Annotated in this window: 25 protein-coding genes; 8 read left to right on the forward strand and 17 right to left on the reverse strand. The window is 68.3% G+C overall.

All coding sequences use genetic code 11. The features are described 5' to 3' along the window. Positions 1–212: 212 nt before the first annotated feature. The 3 genes from AB0O15_RS38530 to AB0O15_RS38540 all read left to right on the forward strand — a co-directional run bounded on the left by AB0O15_RS38530 (position 213) and on the right by AB0O15_RS38540 (position 2,917). On the forward strand, positions 213–1,055 hold the full coding sequence (locus AB0O15_RS38530; protein ID WP_364330122.1) for a hypothetical protein: 843 nt from the start codon (positions 213–215) through the stop codon (positions 1,053–1,055). A gap of 205 nt (positions 1,056–1,260) precedes the next feature. Beyond that, complete coding sequence (locus tag AB0O15_RS38535) at positions 1,261–2,061, forward strand: alpha/beta hydrolase (protein WP_364329789.1); 801 nt, start codon at positions 1,261–1,263, stop codon at positions 2,059–2,061. Positions 2,062–2,392: 331 nt separating this feature from the next. Beyond that, positions 2,393–2,917, forward strand: coding sequence for a hypothetical protein (locus tag AB0O15_RS38540; RefSeq protein WP_364329792.1), 525 nt, complete (start codon positions 2,393–2,395; stop codon positions 2,915–2,917). A gap of 68 nt (positions 2,918–2,985) precedes the next feature. Here the strand turns inward: AB0O15_RS38540 and AB0O15_RS38545 are convergent, their stop codons facing one another. Both AB0O15_RS38545 and AB0O15_RS38550 read right to left on the reverse strand, forming a co-directional pair. Next, the gene (locus AB0O15_RS38545) at positions 2,986–4,326 is read right to left on the reverse strand and encodes a NucA/NucB deoxyribonuclease domain-containing protein (RefSeq protein ID WP_364329795.1); all 1,341 of its coding nucleotides are present in this window, start codon (positions 4,324–4,326) and stop codon (positions 2,986–2,988) included. Beyond that, positions 4,323–6,200: an RICIN domain-containing protein gene (locus AB0O15_RS38550; RefSeq protein ID WP_364330125.1), complete on the reverse strand. Its 1,878-nt coding sequence runs from the start codon at positions 6,198–6,200 to the stop codon at positions 4,323–4,325. Before AB0O15_RS38550 ends, AB0O15_RS38545 begins: the two co-directional genes overlap by 4 nt. 537 nt (positions 6,201–6,737) lie before the next feature. Between AB0O15_RS38550 and AB0O15_RS38555 the strand changes: the two genes are divergently transcribed. Further along, on the forward strand, positions 6,738–6,869 hold the full coding sequence (locus AB0O15_RS38555) for a hypothetical protein (RefSeq protein WP_364329797.1): 132 nt from the start codon (positions 6,738–6,740) through the stop codon (positions 6,867–6,869). Between the two features lie 507 nt (positions 6,870–7,376). Here AB0O15_RS38555 and AB0O15_RS38560 read toward each other — a convergent pair. The 6 genes from AB0O15_RS38560 to AB0O15_RS38585 all read right to left on the reverse strand — a co-directional run bounded on the left by AB0O15_RS38560 (position 7,377) and on the right by AB0O15_RS38585 (position 13,780). Then, positions 7,377–8,255, reverse strand: coding sequence for a hypothetical protein (locus AB0O15_RS38560; RefSeq protein ID WP_364329800.1), 879 nt, complete (start codon positions 8,253–8,255; stop codon positions 7,377–7,379). Positions 8,256–8,502: 247 nt separating this feature from the next. Next, positions 8,503–9,909 carry an amidase gene (locus AB0O15_RS38565; protein ID WP_364329803.1) on the reverse strand — a complete coding sequence of 469 codons (1,407 nt, stop codon included), beginning with the start codon at positions 9,907–9,909 and terminating at the stop codon, positions 8,503–8,505. A 336-nt stretch (positions 9,910–10,245) separates the two neighbouring features. Next, complete coding sequence (locus AB0O15_RS38570) at positions 10,246–10,914, reverse strand: uridylate kinase (RefSeq protein WP_364329806.1); 669 nt, start codon at positions 10,912–10,914, stop codon at positions 10,246–10,248. 238 nt (positions 10,915–11,152) lie between these two features. Then, a complete protein-coding gene (locus AB0O15_RS38575; protein ID WP_364329809.1) occupies positions 11,153–12,190 on the reverse strand; it encodes an LLM class flavin-dependent oxidoreductase in 1,038 nt (345 codons plus the stop codon). Positions 12,191–12,561: 371 nt separating this feature from the next. Further along, positions 12,562–12,957: a hypothetical protein gene (locus AB0O15_RS38580; protein ID WP_364329812.1), complete on the reverse strand. Its 396-nt coding sequence runs from the start codon at positions 12,955–12,957 to the stop codon at positions 12,562–12,564. 196 nt (positions 12,958–13,153) lie between these two features. Next, positions 13,154–13,780 carry a hypothetical protein gene (locus AB0O15_RS38585; RefSeq protein ID WP_364329815.1) on the reverse strand — a complete coding sequence of 209 codons (627 nt, stop codon included), beginning with the start codon at positions 13,778–13,780 and terminating at the stop codon, positions 13,154–13,156. Between the two features lie 151 nt (positions 13,781–13,931). Here AB0O15_RS38585 and AB0O15_RS38590 point away from each other — a divergent pair, with 151 nt between their 5' ends. Beyond that, positions 13,932–15,131 carry an epoxide hydrolase family protein gene (locus AB0O15_RS38590; protein WP_364329818.1) on the forward strand — a complete coding sequence of 400 codons (1,200 nt, stop codon included), beginning with the start codon at positions 13,932–13,934 and terminating at the stop codon, positions 15,129–15,131. Between the two features lie 49 nt (positions 15,132–15,180). On the opposite strand, the gene AB0O15_RS38595 is transcribed toward AB0O15_RS38590, so the two are convergent. From AB0O15_RS38595 to AB0O15_RS38615, 5 genes are all read right to left on the reverse strand, one after another. Further along, positions 15,181–15,699, reverse strand: a complete 519-nt coding sequence (locus AB0O15_RS38595) for a GNAT family N-acetyltransferase (RefSeq protein WP_364329821.1) — start codon at positions 15,697–15,699, stop codon at positions 15,181–15,183. A gap of 307 nt (positions 15,700–16,006) precedes the next feature. Further along, positions 16,007–16,627, reverse strand: a complete 621-nt coding sequence (locus tag AB0O15_RS38600; protein ID WP_364329824.1) for a M23 family metallopeptidase — start codon at positions 16,625–16,627, stop codon at positions 16,007–16,009. A gap of 143 nt (positions 16,628–16,770) precedes the next feature. After that, positions 16,771–18,798: a SpoIIE family protein phosphatase gene (locus AB0O15_RS38605; protein WP_364329827.1), complete on the reverse strand. Its 2,028-nt coding sequence runs from the start codon at positions 18,796–18,798 to the stop codon at positions 16,771–16,773. 235 nt (positions 18,799–19,033) lie between these two features. After that, positions 19,034–19,429 (reverse strand): VOC family protein, encoded by a 396-nt coding sequence (locus tag AB0O15_RS38610; protein ID WP_364329830.1) that lies wholly within the window; start codon positions 19,427–19,429, stop codon positions 19,034–19,036. Positions 19,430–19,468: 39 nt separating this feature from the next. Then, positions 19,469–19,909, reverse strand: coding sequence for a helix-turn-helix domain-containing protein (locus AB0O15_RS38615; RefSeq protein ID WP_364329832.1), 441 nt, complete (start codon positions 19,907–19,909; stop codon positions 19,469–19,471). Positions 19,910–19,985: 76 nt separating this feature from the next. Here AB0O15_RS38615 and AB0O15_RS38620 point away from each other — a divergent pair, with 76 nt between their 5' ends. Both AB0O15_RS38620 and AB0O15_RS38625 read left to right on the forward strand, forming a co-directional pair. After that, positions 19,986–20,852, forward strand: a complete 867-nt coding sequence (locus AB0O15_RS38620; protein WP_364329835.1) for an aldo/keto reductase family oxidoreductase — start codon at positions 19,986–19,988, stop codon at positions 20,850–20,852. Between the two features lie 56 nt (positions 20,853–20,908). Continuing rightward, positions 20,909–21,619 carry an SDR family oxidoreductase gene (locus tag AB0O15_RS38625; RefSeq protein ID WP_364329838.1) on the forward strand — a complete coding sequence of 237 codons (711 nt, stop codon included), beginning with the start codon at positions 20,909–20,911 and terminating at the stop codon, positions 21,617–21,619. Positions 21,620–21,646: 27 nt separating this feature from the next. On the opposite strand, the gene AB0O15_RS38630 is transcribed toward AB0O15_RS38625, so the two are convergent. Genes AB0O15_RS38630 through AB0O15_RS38640 form a run of 3 tightly spaced genes read right to left on the reverse strand, consistent with a single transcriptional unit; the run spans position 21,647 to position 24,604 of the window. Then, on the reverse strand, positions 21,647–23,098 hold the full coding sequence (locus tag AB0O15_RS38630) for a glycosyltransferase family 39 protein (RefSeq protein ID WP_364329841.1): 1,452 nt from the start codon (positions 23,096–23,098) through the stop codon (positions 21,647–21,649). Positions 23,099–23,114: 16 nt separating this feature from the next. Further along, on the reverse strand, positions 23,115–23,978 hold the full coding sequence (locus AB0O15_RS38635) for an SDR family NAD(P)-dependent oxidoreductase (RefSeq protein WP_364329844.1): 864 nt from the start codon (positions 23,976–23,978) through the stop codon (positions 23,115–23,117). Beyond that, positions 23,975–24,604: an NAD(P)H-binding protein gene (locus AB0O15_RS38640; RefSeq protein ID WP_364329846.1), complete on the reverse strand. Its 630-nt coding sequence runs from the start codon at positions 24,602–24,604 to the stop codon at positions 23,975–23,977. The genes AB0O15_RS38635 and AB0O15_RS38640 overlap by 4 nt, the downstream gene beginning before the upstream one ends. Before the next feature lie 168 nt (positions 24,605–24,772). Between AB0O15_RS38640 and AB0O15_RS38645 the strand changes: the two genes are divergently transcribed. Next, positions 24,773–25,726: an NADP-dependent oxidoreductase gene (locus AB0O15_RS38645; RefSeq protein WP_364329848.1), complete on the forward strand. Its 954-nt coding sequence runs from the start codon at positions 24,773–24,775 to the stop codon at positions 25,724–25,726. Here the strand turns inward: AB0O15_RS38645 and AB0O15_RS38650 are convergent. After that, on the reverse strand, positions 25,680–26,525 hold the full coding sequence (locus AB0O15_RS38650; RefSeq protein ID WP_364329850.1) for a GNAT family N-acetyltransferase: 846 nt from the start codon (positions 26,523–26,525) through the stop codon (positions 25,680–25,682). The genes AB0O15_RS38645 and AB0O15_RS38650 overlap by 47 nt on opposite strands. Positions 26,526–26,571 lie beyond the last annotated feature (46 nt).

Genomic DNA, 26,571 nt, shown 5'->3' on the forward strand with positions numbered 1-26,571 from the left:
AGGCATCGAGCACGCGCCCGGAACTACACAGCCGACACCATGTCGACCCTCCTAACTGCGAGTCCACTCGCAAAGTGCGACCTCGTGTCGCAACGACAGATCAGTGCACGGCAGGTGCCGGCTTGGTACTGGACCCGATGACCGAAGATGGCGAGCCGCGTTGGAGAAATTGGGTGTTCGCCGGCAGCGGGAACTGCGCAAAGATTGCCGATATGTCGTTGGTTCGGCACCTGTGGCAACTGTATGAGCCCTTGCATGCGGTCACCTACTTCGCACCTCAGGCCCGGATCGCCTTCGAAGGCGTCGGACTGCGGGGCTTCTGGCGCGGATACTTCGCCGGGCGAGCAGCTCCGCTGGGCGCAGTGGCGGCCGCACCGGTGACTGCCCTGTTCTACTCCTTCGCACCCGCCATGGTGGCTCGAGCCTTACCCGAGGTGTGGCAGCGTGTCTCCCCGGAACAAGCCCTGGCTGCCCGCCTCCATGGTGCGGTGGACGCGTTGCGGGACGTCCTGCCATCCGAGCCGCAGCGATGGGCGGAAGCCGCCGAGCTGTTGGAGGTCGCGGCTCGGGCAGCCGTGACCGACGGCCGAGCGCTCGGCGCGGCCAACGCGGCTCTCCCCCAGCCGAGTGACGTACTCGCCCGGCTTTGGCGCGCCGCCACCGTGTTGCGTGAACACCGCGGCGACGGGCACATCGCCGCTTTGGTGGCCGCCGAGATCACGGGCTGTCAAGCGCTGGTCCTACGCAATGCGCTGCATGGCGACAGGGAACAACTGCAACCGAACCGGGGCTGGACCGACAGCGAGTGGGACGCCGCAGCCCGGGCCTTGACGCAGCGCGGCTGGCTCGACCATGACGGCCGACCCACCGCGACGGCCCAGGCCGCACACCGAGCCGTTGAAAGGCACACCGATCAGCTCGCCGCCCAACCCTGGACCACGCTCAGCTCAGCCGATCAGATCCGACTGTCAGACCTGCTGAACCCGCTGGCCGACGCCGCCGGTGCAGTCGTGCCTTACCCCAATCCGATGGGCTTGCCACGCGCTGTTCACTGACGTACGCCCAACAGGCAGGAATCCGGGTCTCGTTGCGGCGCAGCCCGCAGGCGTACGCGGTCTTGAACAAGGTCACGTGGCGGAACGCCGGCAGCCAGCCCCTTCGTCCGAGGCCGCGGATGCGGGTCATTCCTCTCCCACGATTTTCCCTGGGATCATGGAGCCGTCCGGATCAGACAGCGATTGCCATCTCGCGGAGGCTCGCATGACCACAGAGGGTCTGCACATCACCGAGCGAGGCGACGGGCCCGTGGTCGTGCTGCTGCACGGGCTGATGGCGACCGGGGAAATGTTCCGCTGGTTGTCCGAACCGCTGACGAGCCGATTCCGGTTGGTCATTCCCGACCTGCCTGGTCACGGCGGCAGCGGGACCGTGCCAGGCCCCTACACGGTCGAGGCGATGTCCGCCCGCGTCGGCGCGGCGCTCGAGGCTCGCGGAGTCCATGACGCCCACGTGATGGGCTATTCGCATGGCGGCACGGTCGCCCAGCACCTCGCCCGCGACGCCGGCCACCTGGTTCGCTCACTGGCCCTGGTGGCGACGTACGCCTACAACACCACAACACGCCGCGAGCAGGTCGAAGGGTGGCTGGCACCGCACATGGTCCGCCTGCTCGGCATGCGGCGGTTCGCCCGGATAGTGGCCCGCCCCGGTACCGGCGGAGGCCCGCCCCTGGCACCCGATCAGGTCGCATGGCTTCAAGACATGCTCGCGACAAACGCCACCACGCAGATGGCCCGAGCAGCAGCCGAACTTTCCCGCTTCGACAGCAGGCCTTGGCTGCACCAGCTACACGTTCCCGCACTCGTCGTGTCCGGCGGGCGCGACCTCGCCGTACCCGCGCACCACGCCACGATGCTGGCGCAAGCCATAGACGCAGCTCAGACCGCTACGATCGCCGAGGCCGGCCACACGATGATCTGGACCCACCGCGACGCGCTCGCCCGGATCCTCATGCAGTGGTGGGATGGCGTCGACCGTCACCAGACCAGCCCTCCTAGGTGACGACCCTGACCACGAGCCGTCCCGCAACGCGCATTGTCTGCGGCAGATGAGCGTGTCGTTCCCGGCTGGCATGAGCACATGTGAAGATCGGGCGGTGGGCGACAGAGGCGGGATGGCACCACAATGTTGGCGGTGCGGCAGGCCGGTGGTCTTCTCACGAGCCCGATATGGCCACGCCAGCGTCGTACTCACCGCCGACCAACACCCCGACCCTTTGTGATCAAAGCAATAGGCACGAGATACTTGGTCGTTGGCTTGCGCTGATTGGCTTCGAAGGTCACCAGTGTTGAGCAGATGACTGCCGCACGCTCACCCAAGAGGACGGATGGCTATGACGGATACCACCGCGGCATGGGCCACCACGGTCTATGCCAATCATTGCTTGTTCGGGCTGCACGACCCGACTTGCGAGGAGATCTCGAACTACGCCGAGGCAACGTCAGCCATCAGCAAAGATGCGGTGGGCTGGTCTACGAATGCTCTCTTGGTGGAGTCGGCGACCGACCTGGCGCCGCTCGGGGTGCAGGTGGAGGTCGTTCAAGCCGCGCCGCCGACAGACGATTCCGCCGAACTGCTGAGGGAGGGCCAACTGGAGCTGCCCGGCGGCCAGGTCAGCATTCCTGAGTCTGTCGACGGGGACTTCCAGGTCGGCCTGCCCCTTCCACCGGGTCCGGGCACCTACGGTGTACGCGTCGCCGGCTATGGCCGCCGTCGCGTTCGGGAACTCCGCGACGCTGCCGTCGAGCCAGATGACATCTACGCGGTCGCCGAAGCCCAGGTCGGTATCGAACGATATCGGATCAGCTTGTGGCAGATCTCCAGCGAACCCAGCTGGCCAGACGACGACGAGGACTAGCTAAAGCCCGGCCAGCGTAAGGTTGTCAATGCGAACGCTGAGCGGCCTTTTCCGCAGTCTTGTGACTATTAACGTACTGCGACGTAGAACGGGTCGCCGTCGAGCACCCTCAAAGGGCGGTAGAACTCCGTTTCTAGCATCTGCCTGCCAACGTATTGATTATCTGTCTTATCGATCAGCCGAACTGAGTACCGTTCGCCCCACCCATATTTGTCCGGCCCTGTCTTTGAGCCCTCGTAGGTGGACGCGAATGGAAACTCATCACAATTGTCAAGGTTCGAGTCCCAATCGCCGTATATCTTTCTGCACATATTTTCTGACTTATTTCGGTTGCTTGAGTTCGCGGCCGGATTGTACATGCGTGTCAGCGGCTCAGTTCTCCCCGGCACGGTTTTACCTTGCCAGCTCGGCCAGGTCAGCTGCGGCCGTTCGAACGCCTGCTTGATATGCAGAGCGCTCTCGTCCTGGTTATCGGCGATGCTGTCGACGACGAACGTCAGCCGATACGCCGGGAAGATCGCACCGCGCGCCCGTCCAACATACGTCGCCGAGTCGTAGCGGATCGGTGTGTGCGCAACGGTCACACCGTTGGGCGCCCCCCACACCCATTCAGGCTCTGCCGGAGTAGCAAAGTCGATTGCCACCTGAAGGTCTCCGCTCAGGATTTGCTCACCCCCGCCGCTGACCTCTGGCGAAGTGACAGTGAAGGCGGCGTTCGGAGCGGCTTGCCACGCCGGGAGGGTGCCATGACGCGTTGTCGGGCAGTCCATGGTTGTCTCGTTGCATCCGGATATCCTCACCGACATGGTCGCCAGATCCCATTTGATAGGGCCGACGTAGTCAAAGCGATCGAGGTAGACGTTGTAGTCGAACTGGCGTGCACCGTTGTTGCCGTATCCGATAATTACGAACCGCACTGTGAACTCGGCGACTTCCAGGCCAGTCTCGGCGTCTTTACCTTCGGCCTTCATCGTGCCCCAGGCACACCAGCCGTAACGATCCTTGTACCAGCCCGCCAGAGTGTCGTTCTCGTCGCCCGGTTCGGGAGGGGTGACCTCGGCCTCCGGCCTATTGAGGCACTGCTCCTTAGTGGGCGGCGGGGGAGGTTCGTCAGGATCATCTGCCGCGGCGGGGCGCCCCAGCAGAACTCCGCCTGGCGGCAGCGTGGCCGGCGCTTTCCGCCATCCCTTCTCGACAAACGCGTTCGGGTCGGGCGACGAGAACGTCAGCGGCTTGCCCCTGATGCCGTGCTCCACAAAGGCGTGCGGTGCTGAAGGCGAATCGTCTGGTGACGCATTGGCTGATGCCGCCGGGAGAAAGGCAAGGAGCAAGGCCCCAGCCAAACCGACACTTCGCATGCGCATCAGCACTTTCCTTTCTGGACGAGCGGTCCACGTGGCCGGTCTCATACCGCCTCCTTGCATCCGACGCCGAGGCAGGCGTAGGTCATGCGACCGGTCTGCACGTCGAAGACGGCTCGATAGCCGCGATAGACGGCCGGGTTCGACGCGGCGGTCGACCGCACGAGCGCGTCCGAGGTCACGACATGTACAGGGCCGCCGTGTGTACCCGGTGCCGCTGACTTGGCATCAGCGCCGCGGCGGGTGGTCACCTTAGCCGTGGCCGGTTTCAGGACCGAGAAGATGCGGCGTGCTTCTTCAAGCGCCTGGTTTGCTGTCAGGGCGGCTCCCGGCGGGGCGGTCACCGCGCCGGCCGGGGCGGTGACGTTGCAACGCAGGCGGGCGGCGACACAACCGGCAAGGCCGGGCACCGTGCTGAGGCACTGGCTGGCGTCTGTCTCCAGGCAAGTGGCCAGCGCCTTCTGGTCAACGCCGTTGTAGGTGGCAGGAGCGGCTTCGGCGAGGGACGGCGGCAATGGGCCAGCCGGTTCCGCCATGGCCGTGGCCGGTTTACCAACCCCGAACGAATCAAGTACTGCGGGGTCCGTGGCATTTTCACCTGAGAGGGCCTTGTAGGACGACGTCATGCAGTTCGGTGGAAGGTTGACAGTGTCGTAGCCCCAATCCTCGTACCGGGGAGGCGAGTCGCACTTCTTCGGTTCAGCCAGGCCCGTCTCCGTCAGGTAGGGCAGACGCCAGACCTCGCCACTATTCATCACCTGCATCCGAAAACCGAACGACTGCTCTGCCGTGACCGCATGCGGATAGCGAATGGCCATCCCCGTGCGAGACAGGCGAGTGGTACCGCCCGCCTGCAGCGTCGTCTCGGCCACGGTATCGAAGTCGTACAGCAGGTCCCACTGGCCGGCGTCGCCGTTGCCAAGCATCATGAACGTGTGGTTGCGGCCATCGGCAGTATTCGACCGCGGGGCTATCACGGTGCTGAGCGGATGCACCTGCTCAGTGGTGGTATTCCACTCAAGCCAATACGCCTTGTACGAGACCGTACCGGACGGCTGGATGCTGCGATCCGCCTGCAAACCGAACTCCACGCCCGTCTGCCCCTGCCCGCCTGACGGCGTCAACGGCCGTGTCTGTACGTAACTCTTGACGGTATGGGTGAGTACGTAGTCCTCGGGATCTACCCACGGCATACTCAGAGGATAGTGCCGCCAATTACTCGTGACACCCCTCATTCGCTCCGCACTCTGCAGCGCACAGACCTCGGTCATGGTCCAATCCCGACTGCGGATGGTGCAGTCCAGCGACGCTGGACGCAGCCGCCAGCGCTGCAGTGCGCTTCGGTCGCACGCGGCGGTCTTCATGATCGCACCGGCGTCGACGCTGTTGGCTGCCAGGCATTGCGAGTTTCCCTGGTTGATCAGCGTCCATCCGCCATTTGGGTCAGTGAGTGGAGCACGCCACCGCTGGGTCGCCGCGGTTCCGCAGTTGTTGATGACGAGCCCGGCGCTCGTCTGGTCGAGGCACCGGCTGCTGGCGACATTGCGGATGCGGAAGGTGATTCCCGCGGTGGCGTTGGACGCGACCCTTTCCCACTGCCACCGTTGGTTGTCGACTAGCGCCCCGGGAAGTCCTGCGACGTACACGCGTGCCCGCACCAACGATCCAGCTGCGGTGCCGACCGCGGTCCATACCCTGTTGTCGGTGGCGGCGCCGGCCCCGACAGCGGTCGGCGCCAGATACGCAGCCATCGCTGGTGCCGCCGGGATGGCCAGAAGGCCGGCGGCGAGCGCGGCAACGGACGGTATGCCGATCACCCAACGCCATCGGCCCTGTAGCAGGGGATCTTTTCGGGTTCTCCCGCGGATCGGCGCGTGAGCGGTGCCGGATCGCAGGCATCTTGCGATGCGCGCTCGGAGCACGAGCGTCAACGTAGATCTCCTTAGGTCGCGATGGCGCCACGGGTCCCGATGACCACAGTGGACGCCGTCTTCTGATCGATCATTGCCTATCCGCACTGGAACGTGTCAAGAGCTTGCCGCACACAGAGTGAGTGAACAAACACGCCATTGACTTCGGCTGCTCGGCCGAATCGACGTCCCGTGAGTGAGTCAGCCCCACCTCGAGGGAGCTTCTCAAGCATGATCGACTGATCATGGTGAGGAAGTATCCGTGGCGGCAGCGAAGAAGTATCCTGATGAGCTGCGGGCGCGTGCCGTGCGTCTGCATCGCGTCGCTGGCCGAGCAAGCCACTCTGAAGGCCGACGGCAGGTAGCACCGGCGCGGCGAGTGCCGCCTTCGGTAACGCACGACGCGGCACCGGCACCGGCACCGGCACCGGTTGGCGCTGCGCTCTCCGGTGTTCTGCGGCGACCGGGTCAGCCGGTGGGCGGTGGCGGCTGGAGCCCTGCCGCGGCGACACGCTCGAGGTACGCGGTGTGCGACCTGGTTGCTGCGGTGTGATCGCCGGTGTCGTGCAGTTTCTGCATGGCGGGCTGGTGGACATGATCGTTGTAGGGCCGACGGTGATCGCCGCGCTCAGCAGTGCGACGGCCTCGGCGGGTGGGCTGGCGGCGGCCACGCCGGTGTAGGCGGCCAGGACTTGTGCGGTGAGCTGTTCGCGGAGCGGGTACAGCCACAGCCGTCCGCACACGTTTCTGGGCCTCGACAGCGATCTACTCCGCCGTGGTGCTGACTCTGGTAGTCGTGTAGTACCTAACGCAGTCCACCGTGGAGCTGACGTTGTACCTGGTGGCAGGCGCATCCGATGCACGTCTGAGCAAAAGGGTCGGATCGGACTCGCTCACTGTGACGACGCTGAACGGCCGTCGTATACGACCGGCGGCAGAAGAGGATGCGCCTTTCCGCCACCGAAAGGCTGTTGGAGCCCAATTCGGGGATCTCGAAGGATTGCAAGATGTAGGCGGGCCTGGTCCTGTGTCCGGCCATCGCGCTGCCTCGATCTCGAACTGAGTACGATGGAGCGGGCAGTGGGTGTGGCCGGGGACAACCGCGCTCTGAACGATGTCGTTTTGAAGGTGGTTCCGTCTTCAGGAGCGAAAAAGGATCCTTGAGAGCTCGTTGTTCTCGTGAGCGTATCAACGAGTTTGGTTCCGGTTCTTTCTGCGTGTCCGCTTTGTGTTGCCATGGTCGCTGACGTCGGTTCCCTTTTTTTGAGGGGGGATTCCGCGCGAGGCGAGCCGACCTAGTACGGCCACACGGTCGCTTCGCGTCGGAAGGGCGCAGAGGTGAGCGACTGCCGCGACCGGGACTATGGCGATGCCGAGAAAAGATGCGCAAACGCTGATCCAGGTGGTGGAGTCGTTCCAGCGCTCGGTGGCCAGGGTCACCTCTAGGATCAGTCCTGCGGCTAACGCGCATCCAAGCGTCGAGCCGGCGGCGCGCCTGACGGCTCTTGGATAGTTGCGACACCCTTTCCGCCGGTTTCGCCCCACGGCGAAAAACGCGGCCATGACGGCGGCCACGTAAGCGGCGTGCACCGCGATCACGGTAGAATATTGAACAGTGCGAAACAGAATGTGGAGAAGATTCCGAGCAGTTCCTGCGACGTCTGTGACCGCCATTGCCGCGACAACGAACGCTATCTTGATCGTGAAATCGTAGGCCATGGTCTCGGTGTCTCCGTCGGAGATGATTAGCCACGAGAGTCCACCGAATACCCCGAGAATTCCGACGCCCAGTCCCGCGCTGGCGGCCATCAGGAGTGTCCAAGCCTGGCGGCAGTCCTGGATTCCCGCGACAAGTGAGAACGCGTACGCGGTGAACGTCAGGGAGAAGAGTGACGTCAGAAACAAGGGCAGGGCGTACGTTTGATTCGCGTGTCGGCGTTGCGTGCTGAGGAGCACGACCATTGCCGTCAGAACGATTGCGGCCAGGGTTCCTGCGAACTGAGAATGGGATGCGCCGGCCGCCATGGGATTCCAATGAAACTCGGGGCAGTTATCAGGATCCGGCATTGCGCCGATCCTAGTTCGATTTGTTCGTAACCAGACCCATCCGTCCGGGTCGCGACAACAGCGTAACCGTCGCGAACCCGCATCGTTAAGCGCCAGCTACCTCAGCACGACAGCTGCGGCTCGAGCATCCGCTCATCGGCATGTCCGTGCGCGGATTCCTGCTGGTTCGCCGTAGCGCTGTGTGATGAGGTGCCGGGCTGCTGGTGCTGGCCGGGTGGTACAAGGTTCGCGCTCAGGTGGCGGGTTGTCAGCCGCGGGGCAGTGGTGGCCGGGTGCGGGTCCAGTCGGTGGCCCGTTCGTAGGCGCGAGCGGCTCTGAGTACGAGTGCGTCGGCGTGGCGAGGGCCGACGATCTGTAAGCCGGTTGGAAGGCCGCCGGAAGTGAATCCGCAGGGCACGCTCGCGGCCGGCTGCTGGGTCATGTTGAACGGGTAGGTATAGGGAGTCCAACTGGTCCAGTCCACCGAATGCCAACCGTGTGGGACGTCCCTACCTTTCGGGAACGCGGTGATCGGCAGGGTCGGTGTGAGCAGCAGATCGTAGGACTGGTGGAAGCGGCCCATCCGTACGCCGAGATCCGCCCGTAGCGCGGTCGCCTCTAGATAGTCCGCGGTACTGACGCCAGCAGCCCGTTCCACGCCGCGGCGCAGGCCGGGATCTACGCGCCGCAGGGCGTCCGTTCCGTAGGCCTCAAGGACCTTGGCTGCGCCCGCGAACCACAGCACATGGAAGGCCTCGACCGGATCCGCGAAACCGGGATCGGCCTGCTCGACGTGCGCACCGGCATCGGCCAGGACCGCGGCAGCGGCCCGCACTGCGGCCTCGACCTGTGGATCGTTGCGCGCGTAGCCCAGATCCGGTGAGAACGCGATGCGCACGCCGCGCACGCCGTCGTCCAGTCCGTCCAGGAACGACGCGGTCGGGGTGGGCAACGCCGACCAGTCCCTCGAGTCAAAGCCGGTGAGGATGTCGAGCATCAAAGCGGCATCGGCGACGCAGCGGGTGATCGGGCCGGCGTGCGAGAGGGTCCCGAATGGGCTCGCGGGCCATACCGGGACCAGCCCGTACGTCGGCTTGATCGTGACCGTACCGGTGAACGCGGCGGGAATGCGTAGTGATCCACCGCCGTCGGTGCCGACCGACCACGCACCCATGCCGAGCCCGACCGCCGCCGCGCTGCCCCCGCTCGATCCACCGCAAGTCAGCGCGGCATCCCATGGATTGCCGGTGGGGCCGTGGCGCAGCGAGTCGGTGACGCCCTTCCAGCCGAACTCCGGCGTGGTGGTCTTGCCCAGCAGGACAGCCCCTGTTTCCCGGAGCCGGGCCACCGCCGGGGCGTCCTCGGTCCATAACCCGCGCTCATCGATCAGGTTTGTGCCGCGCAGCGTCGGCCATCCACGGCAGTACAGGAGGTCCTTGATCGAGGTCGGTATGCCGTCACCCGGCCCGAGAACGCTGCCGCTACGCCAACGGGCCTCGGACCGCACGGCGGCAGCCACCGCACCGTCGGCATCGACCAGGACGAAGGCGTTGACGTCGTCGTTGCCGGCATCGATCGCGGCCAGCGTGGCCCGGGTCACCTCAACCGGGGACACGCTACCGTCCCGGTACGCGGCGATCAGTTCAGTGGCCGTCAGGCGGGTCAGATCGGTCATCGTCTACCTCACGCGTGGCCGATGATACGAACCCGGACCGGGCGATACGTCGCTGCCACCCGCCCAGTATCACCCCACCGACAGCCTCTTCCCGCGGCGCCCGCCCGCGCCGCACCACCATCACCAGGGTGTCTTCTGCGGTCGCACGCCTCCGGCGAAACACACTGCTCGCGGCATGAGAGTAAGCAGGCCGCATCAAGCGCCGCGCACGATCTGATCAATCAAGGCACTCACATCGGCATGACAGCGCACTCGCGTACGAGAGACACTCACGCGGTGTAGCGATCATCCGCAGCCAAGCACCCACGGTCAATACTAATGACCTTGGTTGGGAAATTAATGCACGATGCAGGGTGCCTCGAAGTCGCGGTTGTCGATGACGATGTCGGCTCGTTCCGCCGGGCGGATCTCGGCCAGATAAAGCTCCTCGCCGGGGATGTAGTACGTGCGGTACCGCGCCGCCGCCGCCTCCGGCGAGTCCATCCACGCCTGATCGCGGATCGTGCCGCGGCGCAGCACCTCCGCCGTGTCAATGTGGAGGTAGACGCGCAAGTCCCAGTGTCGTGACAGGGCCGGCTTCTGCAGGAACCCGCCGTCCGCCACCAGGATCGCGTCGTCCGGGGCCACCTGGACGCCGGAGTCGATGGGCGTACGACCGCTGACGTCCATGATCTGGCTCCGGTAGCGGCGGTTGCCACCCGGACCGAGCGGCACCAGCAACTCGTCGCGGATGGCATCGACGTCGAACATCTCGAAGTAGTAGCTCTCCGGCGACCCGGGCGGATATTGCGTACGCAGGCCGACATGCCGTTTGAAGTGATCAATCGTGACCCGGAGCACGGGCCGCGTCGTCCTGCTACGCAGGATGGCGGCCAGTTCGTCGGCCAGGGTCGTCTTGCCGGCCGCGGAGTGGCCGTCGATCCCCACGCGTATCGGGTGATCCAGCCGCAGCGCGAGGATCCGGTCGGACACCTCGCCAAGCACCTGTTTCCGGATCGCAGTCATCGACGCGATGATGCCAGAGGCCGCATGGGACCGGCACACAATCGCGTCAACAGGCAGGCCCGCAAACGGTTCTGTCGGAGGCGGTTGTCGCCGTGCTTCTGCGATGACCCGGCACCTCGCGCACTCACATCGGCTATAGCTGGACGCCGGCCATGGCGTTGCCCACAGGCACGGAGAGTGACCGCTGCGCGTCAAAGTCACGGACGAGACGACCGCGTCGGCACGCATCCAGGACCCCTCACGTGCGGCTGCGGCGGAGCCGGTCGGAGATGGACGCGAGCACTTCATAGGACAGCCGCCGATCCGCGTGGTGGTACACCGGTGTGGTCACCATTAGCTCGTCAGTGCCGGTGCCGTCGAGCACTTCTCGCAGGCGCTTGGTCAGCGTCTCCGGGCCACCGACGAGGACACCGCCGGCGCGGGCTGCGATCTCGACGCGGTCGTCGTCGGTGTAGGGATAGGCTGCGGCGTCGTGCGGGCTCGGCAACAAAATCCGATTCCCCCGTACGCGACTGAGCACCTTCAACCGGGTAGAGCCGGCAAGCCATTCGGCGCGCTCATCGTCCTCTGCCGCGATGACGGAGACGCTGACCAGCGTGGTCGGTGTCGCCGTGTGCTGTGAAGGACGGAATCGCTGCCGGTAGAGGCGTGTGGCATCCACCGCCGAAGCCGAATTGAGATGGTGGGCAAACGCGTACGGCAGACCGAACTGCGCGGCCAGTTCGGCGCTGGCGGTCGTAGAGCCGAGCAGCCACACTGACGGCACGTTTCCGCCGAGCACGGGGATCGCCGCGAACGGCGCGTCCTGAGCCGGTTCGAGGTGGGCCAGGAGCTCCTGCAACTGCTGGCGAAAGGGCTTCGCGGTCCGCTCCGCCTCGGAACGGACGGTCTCCACCACGGCCCTGGGCCCGCCCGGCGCGCGGCCGACGCCCAGATCGATACGTCCTGGATGGAGCGCGGCGAGCGTGCCGAACTGCTCGGCCACCACGATCGGGGCATGGTTGGGCAGCAGCACCCCGCCCGCGCCGACCCGGAGACGAGCCGTGACGTCGGCCAGGTGGCCGACGAGAACGGCGGGAGCGGAACTCGCCACGCCGCGCATGCCATGATGCTCGGGCACCCAGTAGCGGTGATACCCCAGCCCATCGGCCAACGTCGCCAGATCGACCATGTTCTGCAACGCCTGCCTGGGCGTCGACCCCTGGACGATCGGCGCGGTATCCAACACCGACAGCCGTACGTTCGAGGCCGGCTCAGGCCCTGCCGATCGCGACATCGGCAACAGCCTACTCACGGCGCCGAGACGGGTGGATTCGATGGTCGCGAGTTTCGGACCCACTCGGGCCGGTGGGAGTATCGCCGGGTCTGGACGGGAGCCCGCCGATGCCGTTGATGTCGAAGGTTGACCTGTTCGCGGCGATCCGCCGGGACTCGCGGACGGGGACGTCGGTGCGGGCGATCGCCGGCCGCTGACCGGGGAGTTGGAGTTTCTCGCCGAAGGGTCCGGCGGTGAGCCGGTTTGCGCGACTGCGGGGCGGGTGCGGCGGGGCGTGCTGGCTGTCTTCTGAACGAAACTGTTTCGTTCAGCAGAGCGCCGGGTGGGTGCGGCGGCGGCGAGGGCCTGACCGCCGCCGCACCCGGTGTTGATCAGGCCTGGGTGCAGACCGACGGCGCGGTGAAGTCGGTGGTGCTCTGGTAGCTGCCGCCGGGGAAGTCGGTCCACACGGCGATGTACTGCAGGTGGGCGCCCGTGCTGTCGCCGGGGATGCGCTGGATCGCGTGCTCGGTGGCGCCCGCGCCCGGCGACGGGAGACTGGTCAGGGCGTGATCGGACGGGGTCGACGAGGTGAGGATCGTCAGGGCGTTGGTGTCCGAGTTGTTGGTGATGGCCCAGTCGACCACCCACTCGCCGGTGCCGGTGTCGCAGGTGCCGGAAACCGTGGTGGTGAACGTGCGGGGCGCGGCGGCCAGGGCGGGAGCGGCCGAGGCGGTCAAGGCCACGAGTCCACCGAGGACGGCGGCGGCAACAATGCGAGACTTCAAAATGGGTCCCTTTCTCCGGTAACGGACGGATATGCCCGCAAAAGCGAGCTGCGCTCACAATGTAGATGATCGGGACACACCACGCCCGATAACGCGGCACATGTCACAGTGTCACCGTAGGTGATCTTGAACGAGGCATCCCATCGTTGCTCTCCGATTCACGGAGGAGACGTTGCCACGGCTGATCGTGCTGACCTCAGGTTCTCGCCGCCGTCAGGTGTGGCGGCTTCGACGAAGAAGTTGGTGCCCAGTCCGCCGGACCACCCGTAGCGGCCGGCCGCCCGCTCTCGGTGTCGACACCGACGCCGAAGCCCCAGCCGGTCCGATCCCAAAAGCCGGGGATGAAGCTGTCCGATGTCTTGGCGGCAGCCGGCACCTGGTCGCCGGTCATCAGCCGCAGGTGCTCCTCGGACACGATTTGCCGCCCTTCGAACCGGCCGCCATCGGCCAGCATCCGGGCGAAGCGGGTGTAGTCGGCCACTGTCGAGACGAGTTCGACGTGACTCACGTCGAACGGCGGGTGCCCGGCGTAGAACCCACCGGCGGCCGGTTCGAGTTGGACCAAACCGGAGTCGGTGTGCCGGTAGCTGGCCGGCAGCCGGGTGACGCTGCCTGCGGGCACCGACAGTCCGGTGTCGCGCAGGTCGAGGGGTCGTGGGGCTGGCTGGGAAAGGTCGCAGGGCCCGCTCTCGACGCCGGGCCGTACGGCCAGATCGACGATGATGTCTCGTACACCCTGCCCTGGGGTTGCGATCCCGCTGCCATCGGCGCCCCGGTCCGGCTGCTGCACGGGACCGAGGACCGGATCATCCCAGCCAGTCACGGCTCGTGGCTGGCCGCGCACTGCCCGACGGCCGAGCTTCGGCTCTGCCCGGGCGACAGCCACTTCACCATCGTCAACCACGCTGAATCGGCCCTGGAATGGCTAGGCCGACAGGTCTGAACGCGAGCGCGGAGCACAAGAGGTGAGCGACATGCACGATCCTCGGGAGATCCGCCCCTTCATCATCGATGTTCCCGATGGCGACCTCGCCGACCTACGCGAACGGTTGGCGAGGACACGCCGGGCGCCCGCTCTGGCGGGTGAGGCCGGGCGGTACGGCGTCTCCGGCGCCTGGATACGTGAGCTTTCGGAGTACTGGCGCGACTCCTACGACTGGCGCACCTGGCAGGCACGACTCAACCGGTATCCGCAGTTCCACACCACGATCGACGGGACCAACGTGCATTTCCTGCATGTCCGGTCGCCGGAGCCGGGGGCGCTGCCGCTGATCCTCAGTCACGGCTGGCCGGGAACGGTAGTCGAGTTCCTGGACGTGATCGAGGCGTTGACCGATCCGCGCCGATACGGCCACGACCCGCAGGTCGCGTTCCATCTGGTCATCCCGTCCCTGCCGGGGTTCGCGTGGTCCGGTCCCACCCCGGACACCGGTTGGGGTCCACGCCGTATCGCCCATGCCTGGGCAGCGCTGATGGATCGCCTCGGCTATCGGCGGTACGGCGCGGCCGGCAACGACTGGGGATCGCACATCGCTCCGGAACTGGGCCGGGCCGCTCCGGACGCCGTCGTCGGCGTGCACGTGACACAGTTGTTCTCGTTCCCCGACGGCGAGTGGCTGTCCTACCCGCCAACCGTCGAGGCCGACCACGAAGACATGACGCCGGCCGACCGAGCCGCACTGGACGGGCTTCGCCATCTTCAACGCCATGCGGGCTCGTACGCCCACGTTCACGCCCAGCGGCCGGACACACTCGGATTCGCGCTCACCGACTCACCCGTCGGCCTGCTCGCGTGGAACGGCCAGGTGTTGCACGGCCTCGATCGGGAGACGCTGCTCACCCACGTCACGATCTACTGGCTCACCGGTACCGCCACATCAGCGATGCGGATCTATGCCGAACACGGCCGGGAGTCACCGCCCCCCCCCCCGGCCCCACCACCGTGCCCCTGGCCCTGGCCCAGTTCCCGCACGACCTCCAAGCAATCCGGACGTACGCGGAGCGCGACCACGCCAACATCGTGTCCTGGAACACCTACGACCAGGGCGGCCACTACGCAGCACACGAGACGCCCGACCTCCTCGTCCGCGACATCCGCACATTCTTCGCCGGCTCGATCCTCAGGAGAACCTCGTAAACCTGCGCCCCGAACGGCAGAGGGTAGCTCTGACTGAACCGCCGGACACCTGTCTGGTTCCGGAGCCTTGGTGGCACTACATGGATCTACCGCGTTCTCTGATTCGTCCAGCGGTGTATGGCATATCTGCGCTCTTTGTCCTCAACGAACTCGGGTTCTTCATTGGTGGGACGGAATCCGGCTGAGCGTGCGACCGAAATACTTCCGACGTTGTCTGCTTCGATTTCGAGGTACGTCCGCTGCAGGCCGAGGACGTCATAGGCATGCGTGACGAGCCGGGCAACGGCACGTCTTCCCAGGCCCTGGCCTCGATACGAGGCTCCGACGACGTAGGCAATGCTGGCTGTGGCGAGGTTCAGCATGACTTCGCCCCGCGGTAGGTCGTCCACCGTGATCGCCAGGTGGAGTCGCGTGCCGGCCTGTCGCGCCTGACGAACGCTGCTCAGGTAGGCCTTCGCAGCCGCATTGTCGAAAGGGCTCGCAATCGGTGTTCGATACGCGATCTCCGGGTCGTCGAAGACCAGAATCATCTGCGGTAGATCGGCTTCGGCCCACTCGCGCAGCACGATGTCCCCGTCAAGAAGTGTCGTCTCATCGGTAGCCACGCCACCATCCTGTCATCGGCATGTCCGATTGTTGCCCGCGATGACAAGGCGTCACGGCATCGTTCCCGACCTCGTCCTGCGACACAGCAACGCCCGGAATCGGCTGCACACCGTCTCCGCACCCTCCAGCCCCGGCGAACTCAACATCGGCGTGTGCGTCCGACGTGCGGACCTCCACCGCCCACTGGTCGCCGCCGCATGGGCGGCCACCGGATACGACCAACTCAGGACGACGCCGAAGTACGAGGCTTAGCCGCCTGGGACTTGCTGCGTGCACTGTCATCGGCATGAGAATGAGGGAGATGGGCTACCCGCTGCCGGGGAGTCGCGTGCCGGAGTTGCTGCGAGCTGGGCTCGGCGCCGGGCAGTTCTCGCTGACGTGCCGGACCTCATACTCGCGGTCGTCGGTGGTGATGCCCGATGGCCGGCCGGCGAAGTACGCCTCCACCTTCTGCCGGCCGATCCTCTGCTCGTAGTGCAGGTGCGCGGCGCCGGACCGGCCGGTGCTGCCGACCTTGCCGATCTGCTGACCGATCTGCACGCGCTGCCCCTGCTCGACCATCGGTGGCTCCAGCAGGTGCAGGTATTGCGTCTGCCACCGGCCGCCATGGTCGAGCCGTACCCAGTAACCGCCGCCGCTGCCTCGAGGACCTTTCGGGTTCTGTTGGGTACGGGCGCCGAGCGTGCCGTTGATGCCGGCCTCGATCACGGTTCCCGCGTACGAGGCCAGCACGGGCCGCCCCCACGCTGGTCCCCTGGCCGGGAAGAGGTCGATGTCGAAGTCGTCGTGGCCGGGGTAGGTGCCGAGCAGCCATGCCTCGCCGCAGGCCACCGGCAGTTGGAAGGCTGGTCGCGGTCCGGACTCGAAGATCCGCGGCGCGAACACCCAGCCGGCCAGGGCGAGGGCGGCGGCGATGCCACCAGCCATGAGCACAACGGTTCGGCGCTTCACTACCCGATCTTGACGGATGTCGGCTACCCACACCAAGTGGTACCCGACTGCGGGCCCCGCCATTGCCGTCAATTCCCCTTTGAGGCGACGTCGTGCGAAGAAACCCGTTGGCTTGGGCGTCAGTCCGGGTCTGGGTTGCGTGGCGGTGGCGTGCGGAGGGTGAGAGCGAGGATGGCGACGTCGTCGCTGCGCGGGTGGGGGCCGACGTTGGCGTTCAGGATGTGCTCGACCAGATCTGCGGGGTCGTCCGTGGGCCCGGACCGGATCGCTTCGGACAGTTCGGTCAGGCCGCGGTCGACGGTGTAGCGGCGGTCCTCGATGAGTCCGTCGGTGTACAGCACGATGCTGCATCCCGGTGGCAGCGGAAGTATCTGGTCGCGATAGGTGGCCCGCCGGGTGCCCAGCGGTGGTCCGGGTCGCACGTGCAGTGGCCCGGTGTGGTCGTCGGACCGCAGGACGGGCGGGGGATGGCCGGCGAGGACCGCGGTGGCGATGCCATGGGACAGGTGGAGTTCGAGGTAGCAGCAGGTCGCCATGGCCTGCGGTTCGTAGCGCAGCAGGTGCTCGTTCGCACGGCGTATCACCTCGGCGGGTGGGCTGCCGTCAGCGGCGTAGGCGCGTAACGCGCTGCGCAGCTGCCCCATCGTCGCCGCGGCTTGAGGGCTATGGCCGGCGACGTCACCGATCACGATGGCGGCCCGGTCGGCGTCGATGTGGATGGCGTCGTACCAGTCGCCGCCGACATCAGCACCGTGGGTCCAGGGTAGGTAGCGGACCGCGTGCTGGGCGCCGGGGATGCTGGGCAGGGCGGCGGGCAGCAGTGCGCGTTGCAGGTCCGCGGCGATGGACAGCTGGGCTTGGTAGAGCAGGGCACGCTGGAGTGCTTGGGCAGCCAGCCGGCTGAAGGCCGTCAGGTTGGCCCGTTCGTCGTCGTCGAAGTTCCGGGGCCGCTGGTAGCCGATCACCAGCGTGCCGAGGACCTGTCCAGCGGTGGTCAGCGGCAGGAACGCCCACGCTTTGCGGTTGCCACCGGAGATGGCTGCGGCGGGGTCGGGTTGGGCGGCGGCGAATTCCCGCGGGGAGCTGAGGTAGCGGGGTTGCCCGGTGCGGGCTACGCCGGCTGCGGGGTACGGGTGCGCCATCGGCACCTGTCTGAGCTGGTCGACGACGTGGATCTCGTAGCCGGCGGAGTACCGCAACGCCAGCCGGCCCTGCTCGATGAGCAGGACGGCGAGGCCGTGCCCGCCGGCGGAGGGCCGGAGGACGGTGCCCATGGCCCGGTAGACCTCGTCCGGGGTGTTGGCCGCGACCAGCGCCGCGGTGACGCGCTGCAGCGCCGTGGTCCGTTGCGCCGCAGTGCGGGCCTGCGCGGCGCTGTGTTCGAGTTGCCGCTGGTGATCGACCTGCTCGGTGACATCCCGATAGGAGACGGCGACGAAACCGGTGTCGACGCGGATCGCCTTGAGTTCCCACACCTGCGCGGTGCTCGACGAGGTCACCTGGTGATGCCACGTATCGCCGGTCTCGGCAACGGTTCTCAGGTGTGGCACCAGGTCGACCTCCGCGGCGCCGGACGACTGCGCGGCGATCCGCTTCCCGATGAGATCCTCGACGGGACGGCCGGCGAGTTTCGCACCGACCTGATTGACGTACTCGCGGGTGAAGTCGACGATCACACCGTCGTCGTCGCGGATGGCTCGCAGGAGCGCGAACCCGTCGAAGGCCGCATCGAGCGCGTCGTAGAGCCGGGCGCCGCCCTCGCTTTCGGATCCCATCGTGAGCTTGGAAAGATCGACGAACCGGGCGACGAACCCGTCGCCGAACGGCATGACCCGAATTTCGAAGTGACCGGCCACGGTCGCCCGGTCGTAGTAGACGGTGCGTACTGTCGGCACCCGCTCCTGCACCACCTGCCGGTACAGCGGGAGCGTCCCGTCGGTGACGGTCTCGGGCCACAGCTCCCGATATGTACGGCCGATGAGCTCGTCGCGGGGTCGTTGCAGGAACCGGCTACCGGCTTCGTTCAGGTAGGTGAGGGTGAAATCGATGATGTCGCCGTCCTGACCGCGGACCGCTGTCGCCAGGGCACATCCGTGCGGATCGCCTTCCAGCAGACCCACGAGCTCCGCCGACGGCCACGCGCTCATTGCATCCCCACTCATCGGCCGTCGCGATCACCTACCAGCGTAACCGCCCACCTGGGCCACCGGACGGGTGACTTTTCACGGCTCACGCCGGGATGCCGTGCCGCGGTGGCGCGGCTGGAGGTGACATGTGGTGCCGTCCCGGTCACGGCTCGCATCCCCCGAGGCGGGGCCGTCCGGCGCGCGGTCCGATGAAAGGCGGATGGGAATCATGGCGACACGGCCGCCTACGCGGCCGTCAGCCGCTCAGGGCGACGCCCCCGTCGAAGCGCCAGCGGTGACCTTCCGGATCCACCACCGTGAAGGTGTAGACGCCGTTGAACTCGTCCCCGTCGTCGTAGCTGCCCACCTCGACGTCGACGACCTCGGCGCCGGCCGCCCTCGCCCGGTCGACCAGCCGGTCCATCGCATCCGAGTTGGCGCCCATCAGGAACCGGCCCTGGTAGTGCTCTGACGGGGGCTCCACCCGGCCCGGCTCGGCCCGGGTGGCGATGAGCCGGTCGGAGGTCTCGAAGACGAGCTCGACCCGGTCGGGCTGCACCGACCGCTCGACGAAGCCGAGGGCCTCGGTGAAGAACCGGCGGCCGGCATCGAGGTCCCGGTAGGCGCAGGAGACGTCCCGGAAGTATTTCATCACCCGATGATGCGCCTGAGGCGCAACGAGAGCGGCCGGTCACCGCCTCGTCTCGCCGGCAGTGGGCCGGTCCGGAACGCCTGGGTGGGCGAGCACGGCGTCCATGTGGTTCTCGGCCCAGGACTTGAGGCCGCGGGTCAGCTCAAACAGGGAGAGGCCGAGGTCGGTCAGCTCGTAGGAGACCGTGACCGGCACGGTCGGCACCACCGTACGGAGGACCAGCCCGTCCTGTTCCAGGGCGCGCAGCGTCTGGGTCAGCATCTTCTGGCTCACCCCGGCCAGCAGCCGGGACAGCTCGGAGTAGCGCATCGGGCGCGGCTCGCCGGCGCAGTCGGGACCGCTGCCCAGGGCGGCCAGGATCAGCGTGACCCACTTGCCGGAGATCCGTTCGAGCAGTTTGCGGCTCGGGCACACGGCCAGGAAGGCGTCGTAGTCGGCCTTCGCCCGCGCCCGCTTCTGGGCTGCTGTCGCCATCGCCACTCTCCCGGGTCTGGTGCGTTACGCACCTTCAGGTGCCTACTTCCCAAAAGAAAGTTACCCCATCAGAGTGGAGTCCATGACCTCCACTTCTCTTCCCGGCGGCACCTGGACGCTGGGCGACCTGACCGTCACCCGGTTCGGCTACGGCGCCATGCAGCTCGCCGGCCCCTGGGTCATGGGACCGCCGGCCGACCACGACGGCGCGCTGGCCGTGCTCCGCGCCGCGGTCGAGCTCGGCATCACCCACATCGACACCGCCGACGCGTACGGGCCACACGTCACCAACCGGCTCATCCGCGAGGCCCTGCACCCGTACCCCGGGTCGCTGCACATCGTGACGAAGGTCGGCGCGACCCGCGACGAGCAGGGCGGCTGGCCCCCGGCCCGCGACCCGGCGAGCCTGCGCCGGGCCGTCCACGACAACCTCGAGACGCTCGGCCTCGACGGGCTCGACCTGGTCAACCTGCGGCTCGGCAACGCTGAGGGGCCGCAGCCCGGCTCGCTCGCCGAGGCGTTCGAGACCCTGGCCGACCTGCGGCGGGAGGGCCTGATCCGGCACCTCGGGGTGAGCAACGCGACGCCCGAGCAGGTCGCCGAGGCCAAGGCGATCGCGCCCATCGTGTGCGTGCAGAACATGTACAACCTGGCCCACCGCCAGGACGACGACCTGATCGACGGGCTCGCCGCCGAGGGCATCGCGTACGTGCCGTTCTTCCCGCTCGGCGGATTCAGCCCGCTCCAGTCGGCGGCCCTCACGGCCGTGGCCGACCGGCTGGGGGCGACCCCGATGTCGGTGGCCCTGGCCTGGCTGCTGCGACGGTCACCGAACATCCTGCTGATCCCGGGCACGTCGTCCGTGGCCCACCTGCGCGAGAACGTCGCCGGCGCCGGGCTCACCCTCTCCGCCGACGACCTGGCCGAGCTGGACAAGATCGGTTCATAGTGACCCGCCTCGCATTACTTGCCTCTGACGTCAATGTGAGGTTTTAGCCTGGTGGCATGCAGATCAACGGCTCCAAAGCCCTCGTAACCGGCGCCAACCGCGGGCTCGGCAAGGCCTTCGCCGAGGCTCTTGTCGCCCGCGGCGCCACCACCGTCTACGCCACCGCCCGCCGCCCCGAGAGCATCAACATCCCCGGCGTCGTTCCGCTCCGGCTGGACATCACCGACCCGGCGTCCATCGACGCCGCGGCCGCCGAGGTGGGCGACCTCGATCTCCTCATCAACAACGCCGGCATCTCCACCGACGCGCCCCTGCTCGGGCCCTCCACGGACAACATCCGCCGCGAGTTCGACACCAACTTCTGGGGCACCCTCAACGTCACCCGCGCCTTCGCCCCCCGACTCGCCGGTGGCGCCATCCTCAACGTCATCTCGGCGCTGAGCTGGTACGCCTTCGCGCCCTCCAGCAACGGCTACGCCGCCTCCAAGGCCGCGGAGTGGTCGCTCACCAACGGCGTCCGGCTCGAGCTGGCCGACCAGAAGACCCAGGTCACCGCCCTGGCCCTGGCCATCGCCGACACCGACATGATGGCCGCGGTCGACATCGCCAAGCTCCCGCCCCACGAGGTCGTCGCCACCGCCCTGGACGGCCTGGAAGCGGGCCAGATCGAGGTGATCGCCGACCGTCCCACCGCCAACGTCAAGGCCTCGCTCTCCCGCGATCCCGCCGACTTCTACGCCGACATCCCCGGCGCCCTCTTCAGCTGACACCTAGGCCGTGTTTCAAAACCCGGGCTAGTCGTAGTGGATGAGCGACGGCCAGACGGCGGGCCAGCCGCCCGCCGGGCCGTCGCACACCTGCAGGAACGCGCCCTGCTCGTCGTTGTCCAGCCCGTACCCGTTGTCGACCCGACCGGCCGTCCGGCACCCCGGGAAGAGCCGGCTGGCGCGATCGCCCGGGGTGAAGCCGAGCAGGATGACCGGGCCGGTCGCCGACGCGGGCGGTGGCCAGAACGCGTACCCGTTGTGGCCGCTGTAGGCCGGCGGCAGGCCGCGGCCCAGCTCGACCGCGGCGGCCTCGGCGTAGTTGGACGCGAACACCACCGCGCGGGCCCGCTGATCCGGCGGCAGCGTCCGAGCCGCCGCCCGGACGGCCTGGCGGAACTCCGGCCAGCCGACCTGCTCCCCCGCCTCCTGGTTGAGCTCGTTGATGCCACTCGCTTGCAGGTCCGCGGCCGGGGTCACGGCGAGCCCGTTGATGGCGTTGAGCACCAGCGACACCGCGACCGCGACGCCCACCAGCGCGGTCCGGAGCCGCCGCCGGCCGCGGGCGAGCCAGCCGTCGGTCGCGATCCCGGCCGAGGCGACGATCACCGGCATCAGCCCGGCCGCGTAGTACCCCTTGCCGCCGGCCAGGAGCAACAGCACGATCAGCGCCGTGTACGCGTACCCGAAGGCACGCCCCGGCCCGGCGCCGCGCCGCAGCAGGCGCACCAGGCCGGCGCCCAGGAACGGCGCCAGGAAGATCGACACCAGCACGAGCTGGATCGGGATCACCGCGATCCGGTTGTCCTCGCCGGCGATGGACGCCGCGACCGCCGACTGGGGCCAGCCGTGTGCGGTCTGCCAGATCAGGTACGGCAGAGCGCCCAGCACCGCGAGCAGGCCACCGGCCAGGGCCGGCCATCGGAGCAGCGGCCGTCGCGGCCCCAGGACCAGCACCGCCGCACAGATCAGCGCGGCCACGAACCCGACCACCAGCTTGTTCAGCAAGCCGGCGCCCAGCACCGCGCCGGCCGCGATCAGCCAGCCCGGCCGCCCGGAGGTCAGCGCCTTCAGCAGGCAGGCGATCACGCCGGCGGTGAACATCACGTCGAACGTGGCCGTGCTGACCAGATGGCCGGTGACCAGGGCGGCCACCCCGACCGCCCACATCACCGACGCCAGCAGCCGCGCCCGCTCCGACCCGCCGAGCAGCCCCGCGATCACGCCGGTCAGCACCACGGTCACGGCCGAGGCGAGCGCCGCCGCCGTCCGCAGGACGACCAGCGAACCGCCGCCGAGCCGGTACAGCCCGGCCGACAGCAGCGGGGTCAGCACCGGCTGGTCGGGGTAGCCCCACGCCGGATGCCGCCCGGCCACGACGAAGTACAGCTCGTCGCGATGCCAGCCGTACCGCGAGCTGGTCAGCACCAGCAGCACCAGCAGCGCGACCGCCGCATACCACTCTGGACGGACTCGGCGCACAAGGCAGATTAACCCCCTACCTGGCGAAGTGGGCCTCGCTCAGGGCCAGGAGTTTCCGCTGGGTGGCGGGGTCGTGGGTGACCGGCGGGGTGGTCGCCTCGTGGTCGCGGTTGAAGTAGCGGCCGGTGGTGTCGGCCAGGCCCGGGTCGGTCGCGAGGCGCAGCGCGGTGCTCGCCCCGTCGGCCGGGCTGAGCAGGCCGCGGCGGATCAGGGAGCGGAACGGGCGCAGGCCGGTCGGCACCAGGTCGTCGATGATGTCGGTGGCGACGATGCCGGGGTGCAGGGCGTTCACCGTCACCGAGTCGGGCGCGAGCTGCCGGGCGAGGGCGAAGCCGGCGGTGACGGTCATGAGCTTCGCGCGGGCGTAGGCCTCGAAGGGCACGAACCCCCGGGCCGGGTTCAGCTCGGCCAGGTCGCCGACGCCGGTCAGGTCGAGGGTGGCCGGGCGGGGCCGGCCGGCCAGCTTGACCTGGCGGGTGTCGTTCAGGGTGTCGCTGGCCACGTTCACCACCCGGGCCCGGCCGCGCCGCAGGGGTTCGGCCAGCAAGGTCATGAGGCCGTACGCCGCGAGGTAGTCGAGGGCGATGTGCATCTCGATGCCGTCGGGCGAGACGCGGTGCTCGCCGAAGTGGGCGCCGGCGTTGTTGACCAGGAGGTTGATCTGCTCGTGGCGGCCGGCGATGAGCTCGGCCGCGCTGCGGACGTCGGCCCGGCGGGAGAGATCCGCGGTGACGACGTCGACCCCGTGCTGGGCGCGCAGAGCCTCGGCGCGCGCGGGGTCACGGACGATCGCGACCACGTGGACGCCGGCCTGCGCGAGACGCTCGGCGATGACCCGGCCCATGCCACCGGTCGCGCCGGTGACCACCGCAACGCTCATCGGGTGATCCGGGGACAGGCGCGCACGTACCGCGGGCTCTCGGCCTCGTCCATCAGGAACGCGGCGAGCCCGGCCCGGCCGATCGAACTCCACAGCCGAATGGGCAGATCGACGCCGGTCCGGTGGTCGCCGGCTCCGTCGTGGTCGGACAGCGCGGGCGGCCGCACGATCGTCCACTCCAGACCGGAGGCGGTGATCAGCGGCTCCATCGTCTCCTTGTCGCGCATCCGGTCGGCCACCCCGGCCCACACCGCACGCGAGTACAGCGACTTGTCGTGCGTCTCCAGCACGCCGTGCGCGCTGACGGCGATCAGGCGCGTCACCCCGGCCGACCGCATCGCCGTCACCGCCGAACGGATGCCGTCGGTGCACACCGTCGTCGGCCCCTTGCCCGCGCCACCCAGGGCGCTGATCACCACGTCGGCGCCGGCCAGGGCGCCGGCGAGAGCCGAAGCGTCGGTGACGTCGGGCCAGAGCGCTTCACCGGTTTCGAACGTGCCTGGCCGGCGCACCAGGGCGATCACCTTGTGCCCGCGCCGGCGCGCCGTCGACACCACCTGCCGTCCGGTCGCGCCCGAGGCGCCGAGCACGGCCACCGTCATCTTCTGCGATACATTCTGTCTCACAGTTCGAGGATGCCCCATGCCGAACTATGCGTCAAGCTGTCTCATAGATGCGGGCTTCTGAGACACCTGCCGCCGAGGTCTTCCCACTTCGCCCGATCGCGGAACAGCGGCTCCCGTCCGGGCCTTCGACCCGGCAGAGATCACGTTGCCGAGGCAGAGGAGCCGTTGATGTTCGCCGTGCAGTTCGACCGGTTCGGTGGTCCGGAAGTGCTTCACCTGGGTACGGCCGACGTGCCCGAGCCGCGCGCCGGTGAGATTCGGGTCCGCGTGCGGGCCGCCGGGGTGTCCCCGGTCGACGCCGGCCTCCGGTCCGGAAGCACGCCGATGAGCGCCCGGCTGACCCTGCCGCACATCCCGGGCGTCGACGCGGCCGGCGTGGTCGACGCGATCGGCGACGGCGTGGCCGGTGTGGCCGTCGGCGACGACGTGTTCGGCCTGGTGGACGTGGCGACACTCGGCGGCGCCGGCGCCGAGTACGCCGTGCTTCAGATGTGGGCCCCCAAGCCCGCCGCCATGCCGTGGACCCAGGCCGGCGCGGCGGGCACCAGCGTCGAGACGGCCACCCGGGCCCTCGACCGGCTCGACCTGCGGCCGGGGATGACCCTCCTGGTCGACGGCGCGGCCGGCGGGGTGGGCAGCATGGCGGTGCAACTGGCCGCGGCCCGCGAGGTCCGCGTCATCGGCACCGCCCGGGCCGGCAACCACGACTTCCTCACCGGGCTCGGCGCCACGCCGGTCGCCTACGGACCCGGACTGGCCGGCCGGGTGGCCGCCCGGACGGTGGATCGGGCCCTGGATGTCGCCGGCGCCGGATCCCTGCCCGACCTGATCGCGCTGACCGGCGACCCGGCGGCGGTGCTGACCCTGGCCGACTTCACCGCCCGGGAGCACGGCGTGCGGCTGTCCATGGGCCGGCTGGCCGGCGAGCCCGACGGCCGGCACGGCCTGAGCGCCGCGGCCGAGCTGTTCACCCAGGGCCGGTTCGCCGTGCCGGTCGAGGCCGTCTTCCCGGTCGAGAAGGCGGCCGACGCCCACCGGGCGATCGAGCGTGGCTCCCGGCGCGGCAAGCTCGTGCTCAGCCTGGAGCAGGACCGCCAGGCAGCGCGTAGTAGTCCTCGGTGATCACCGGCCGGAAGCCGAGGGAGGTGTAGAGACGCAGGGCCCGGTCGTTGCCAGTGGCCACCTCCAGGTGTACGGCGGTGGCGCCGTCCCCGAGGGCCGTGCGGCACAAGCGGTGCAGCACGTCACGCCCGTAACCCTGTCCCTGGTGGTCCGGGTGGATGACGAAGCCGTAGACACCGGCCCGGTCGCCTTCGCGGATCAACCGGGCGGTCCCGATCAGCCGGCCGGCTCGTTCGACCACGAACGCGTCCGGGTCCGGGCCGGCGACCTCGGGAGGCTCCCAGCCGAATCCCAGACGCAGGAGTTCCCGCACCGCCGGCTGGTCGGCGGCAGCGGCGGCGCGGACGGTGAGCCGGGGATCGGCGGGCACCTCGACCGGCGCGCCGAGCAACTGGAGCGCATGCTCGGAGTGCTCGAGGCGGCCGTGCCTCCGCTGCGCCAGGGAGCGTCCGGCAACCGAGTGCCGGGGCACGACCAGCAGGATGGCGTCGTGCTCGCGCTGCCGGCATTGACCTAACCCGGCGTCCAGCAGCGCCGCGCCGATGCCGCGCCGGCGCGCGGCCGGGTCGACCATGCCGGCCAGCTCGAGGTCGGGCGCACCGTGACGGTAGATCCCCAGGAAGCCCAGCAGCCGCTCGCCGTCCCACCACAGGACGTCCTCGATGTCCTTCCCGGACCGGCGGCGCAACGCGTTCCACTCCAGTTTCAGCCGCCCGCCGTCGGCCTCGACCACACGGTGTTCCAGATCTTCGATGGCGCTGAGGGCCGTCGGGGTGAGTCCTGCGGAGAGGGTGACCACGCCGCCACTCCATCACGCCGGTCAACCCGATTTCACCCCGGCCGGG

This window comes from Actinoplanes sp. NPDC089786 (assembly GCF_040684855.1).
Taxonomy (GTDB): Bacteria; Actinomycetota; Actinomycetes; order Mycobacteriales; family Micromonosporaceae; genus Actinoplanes.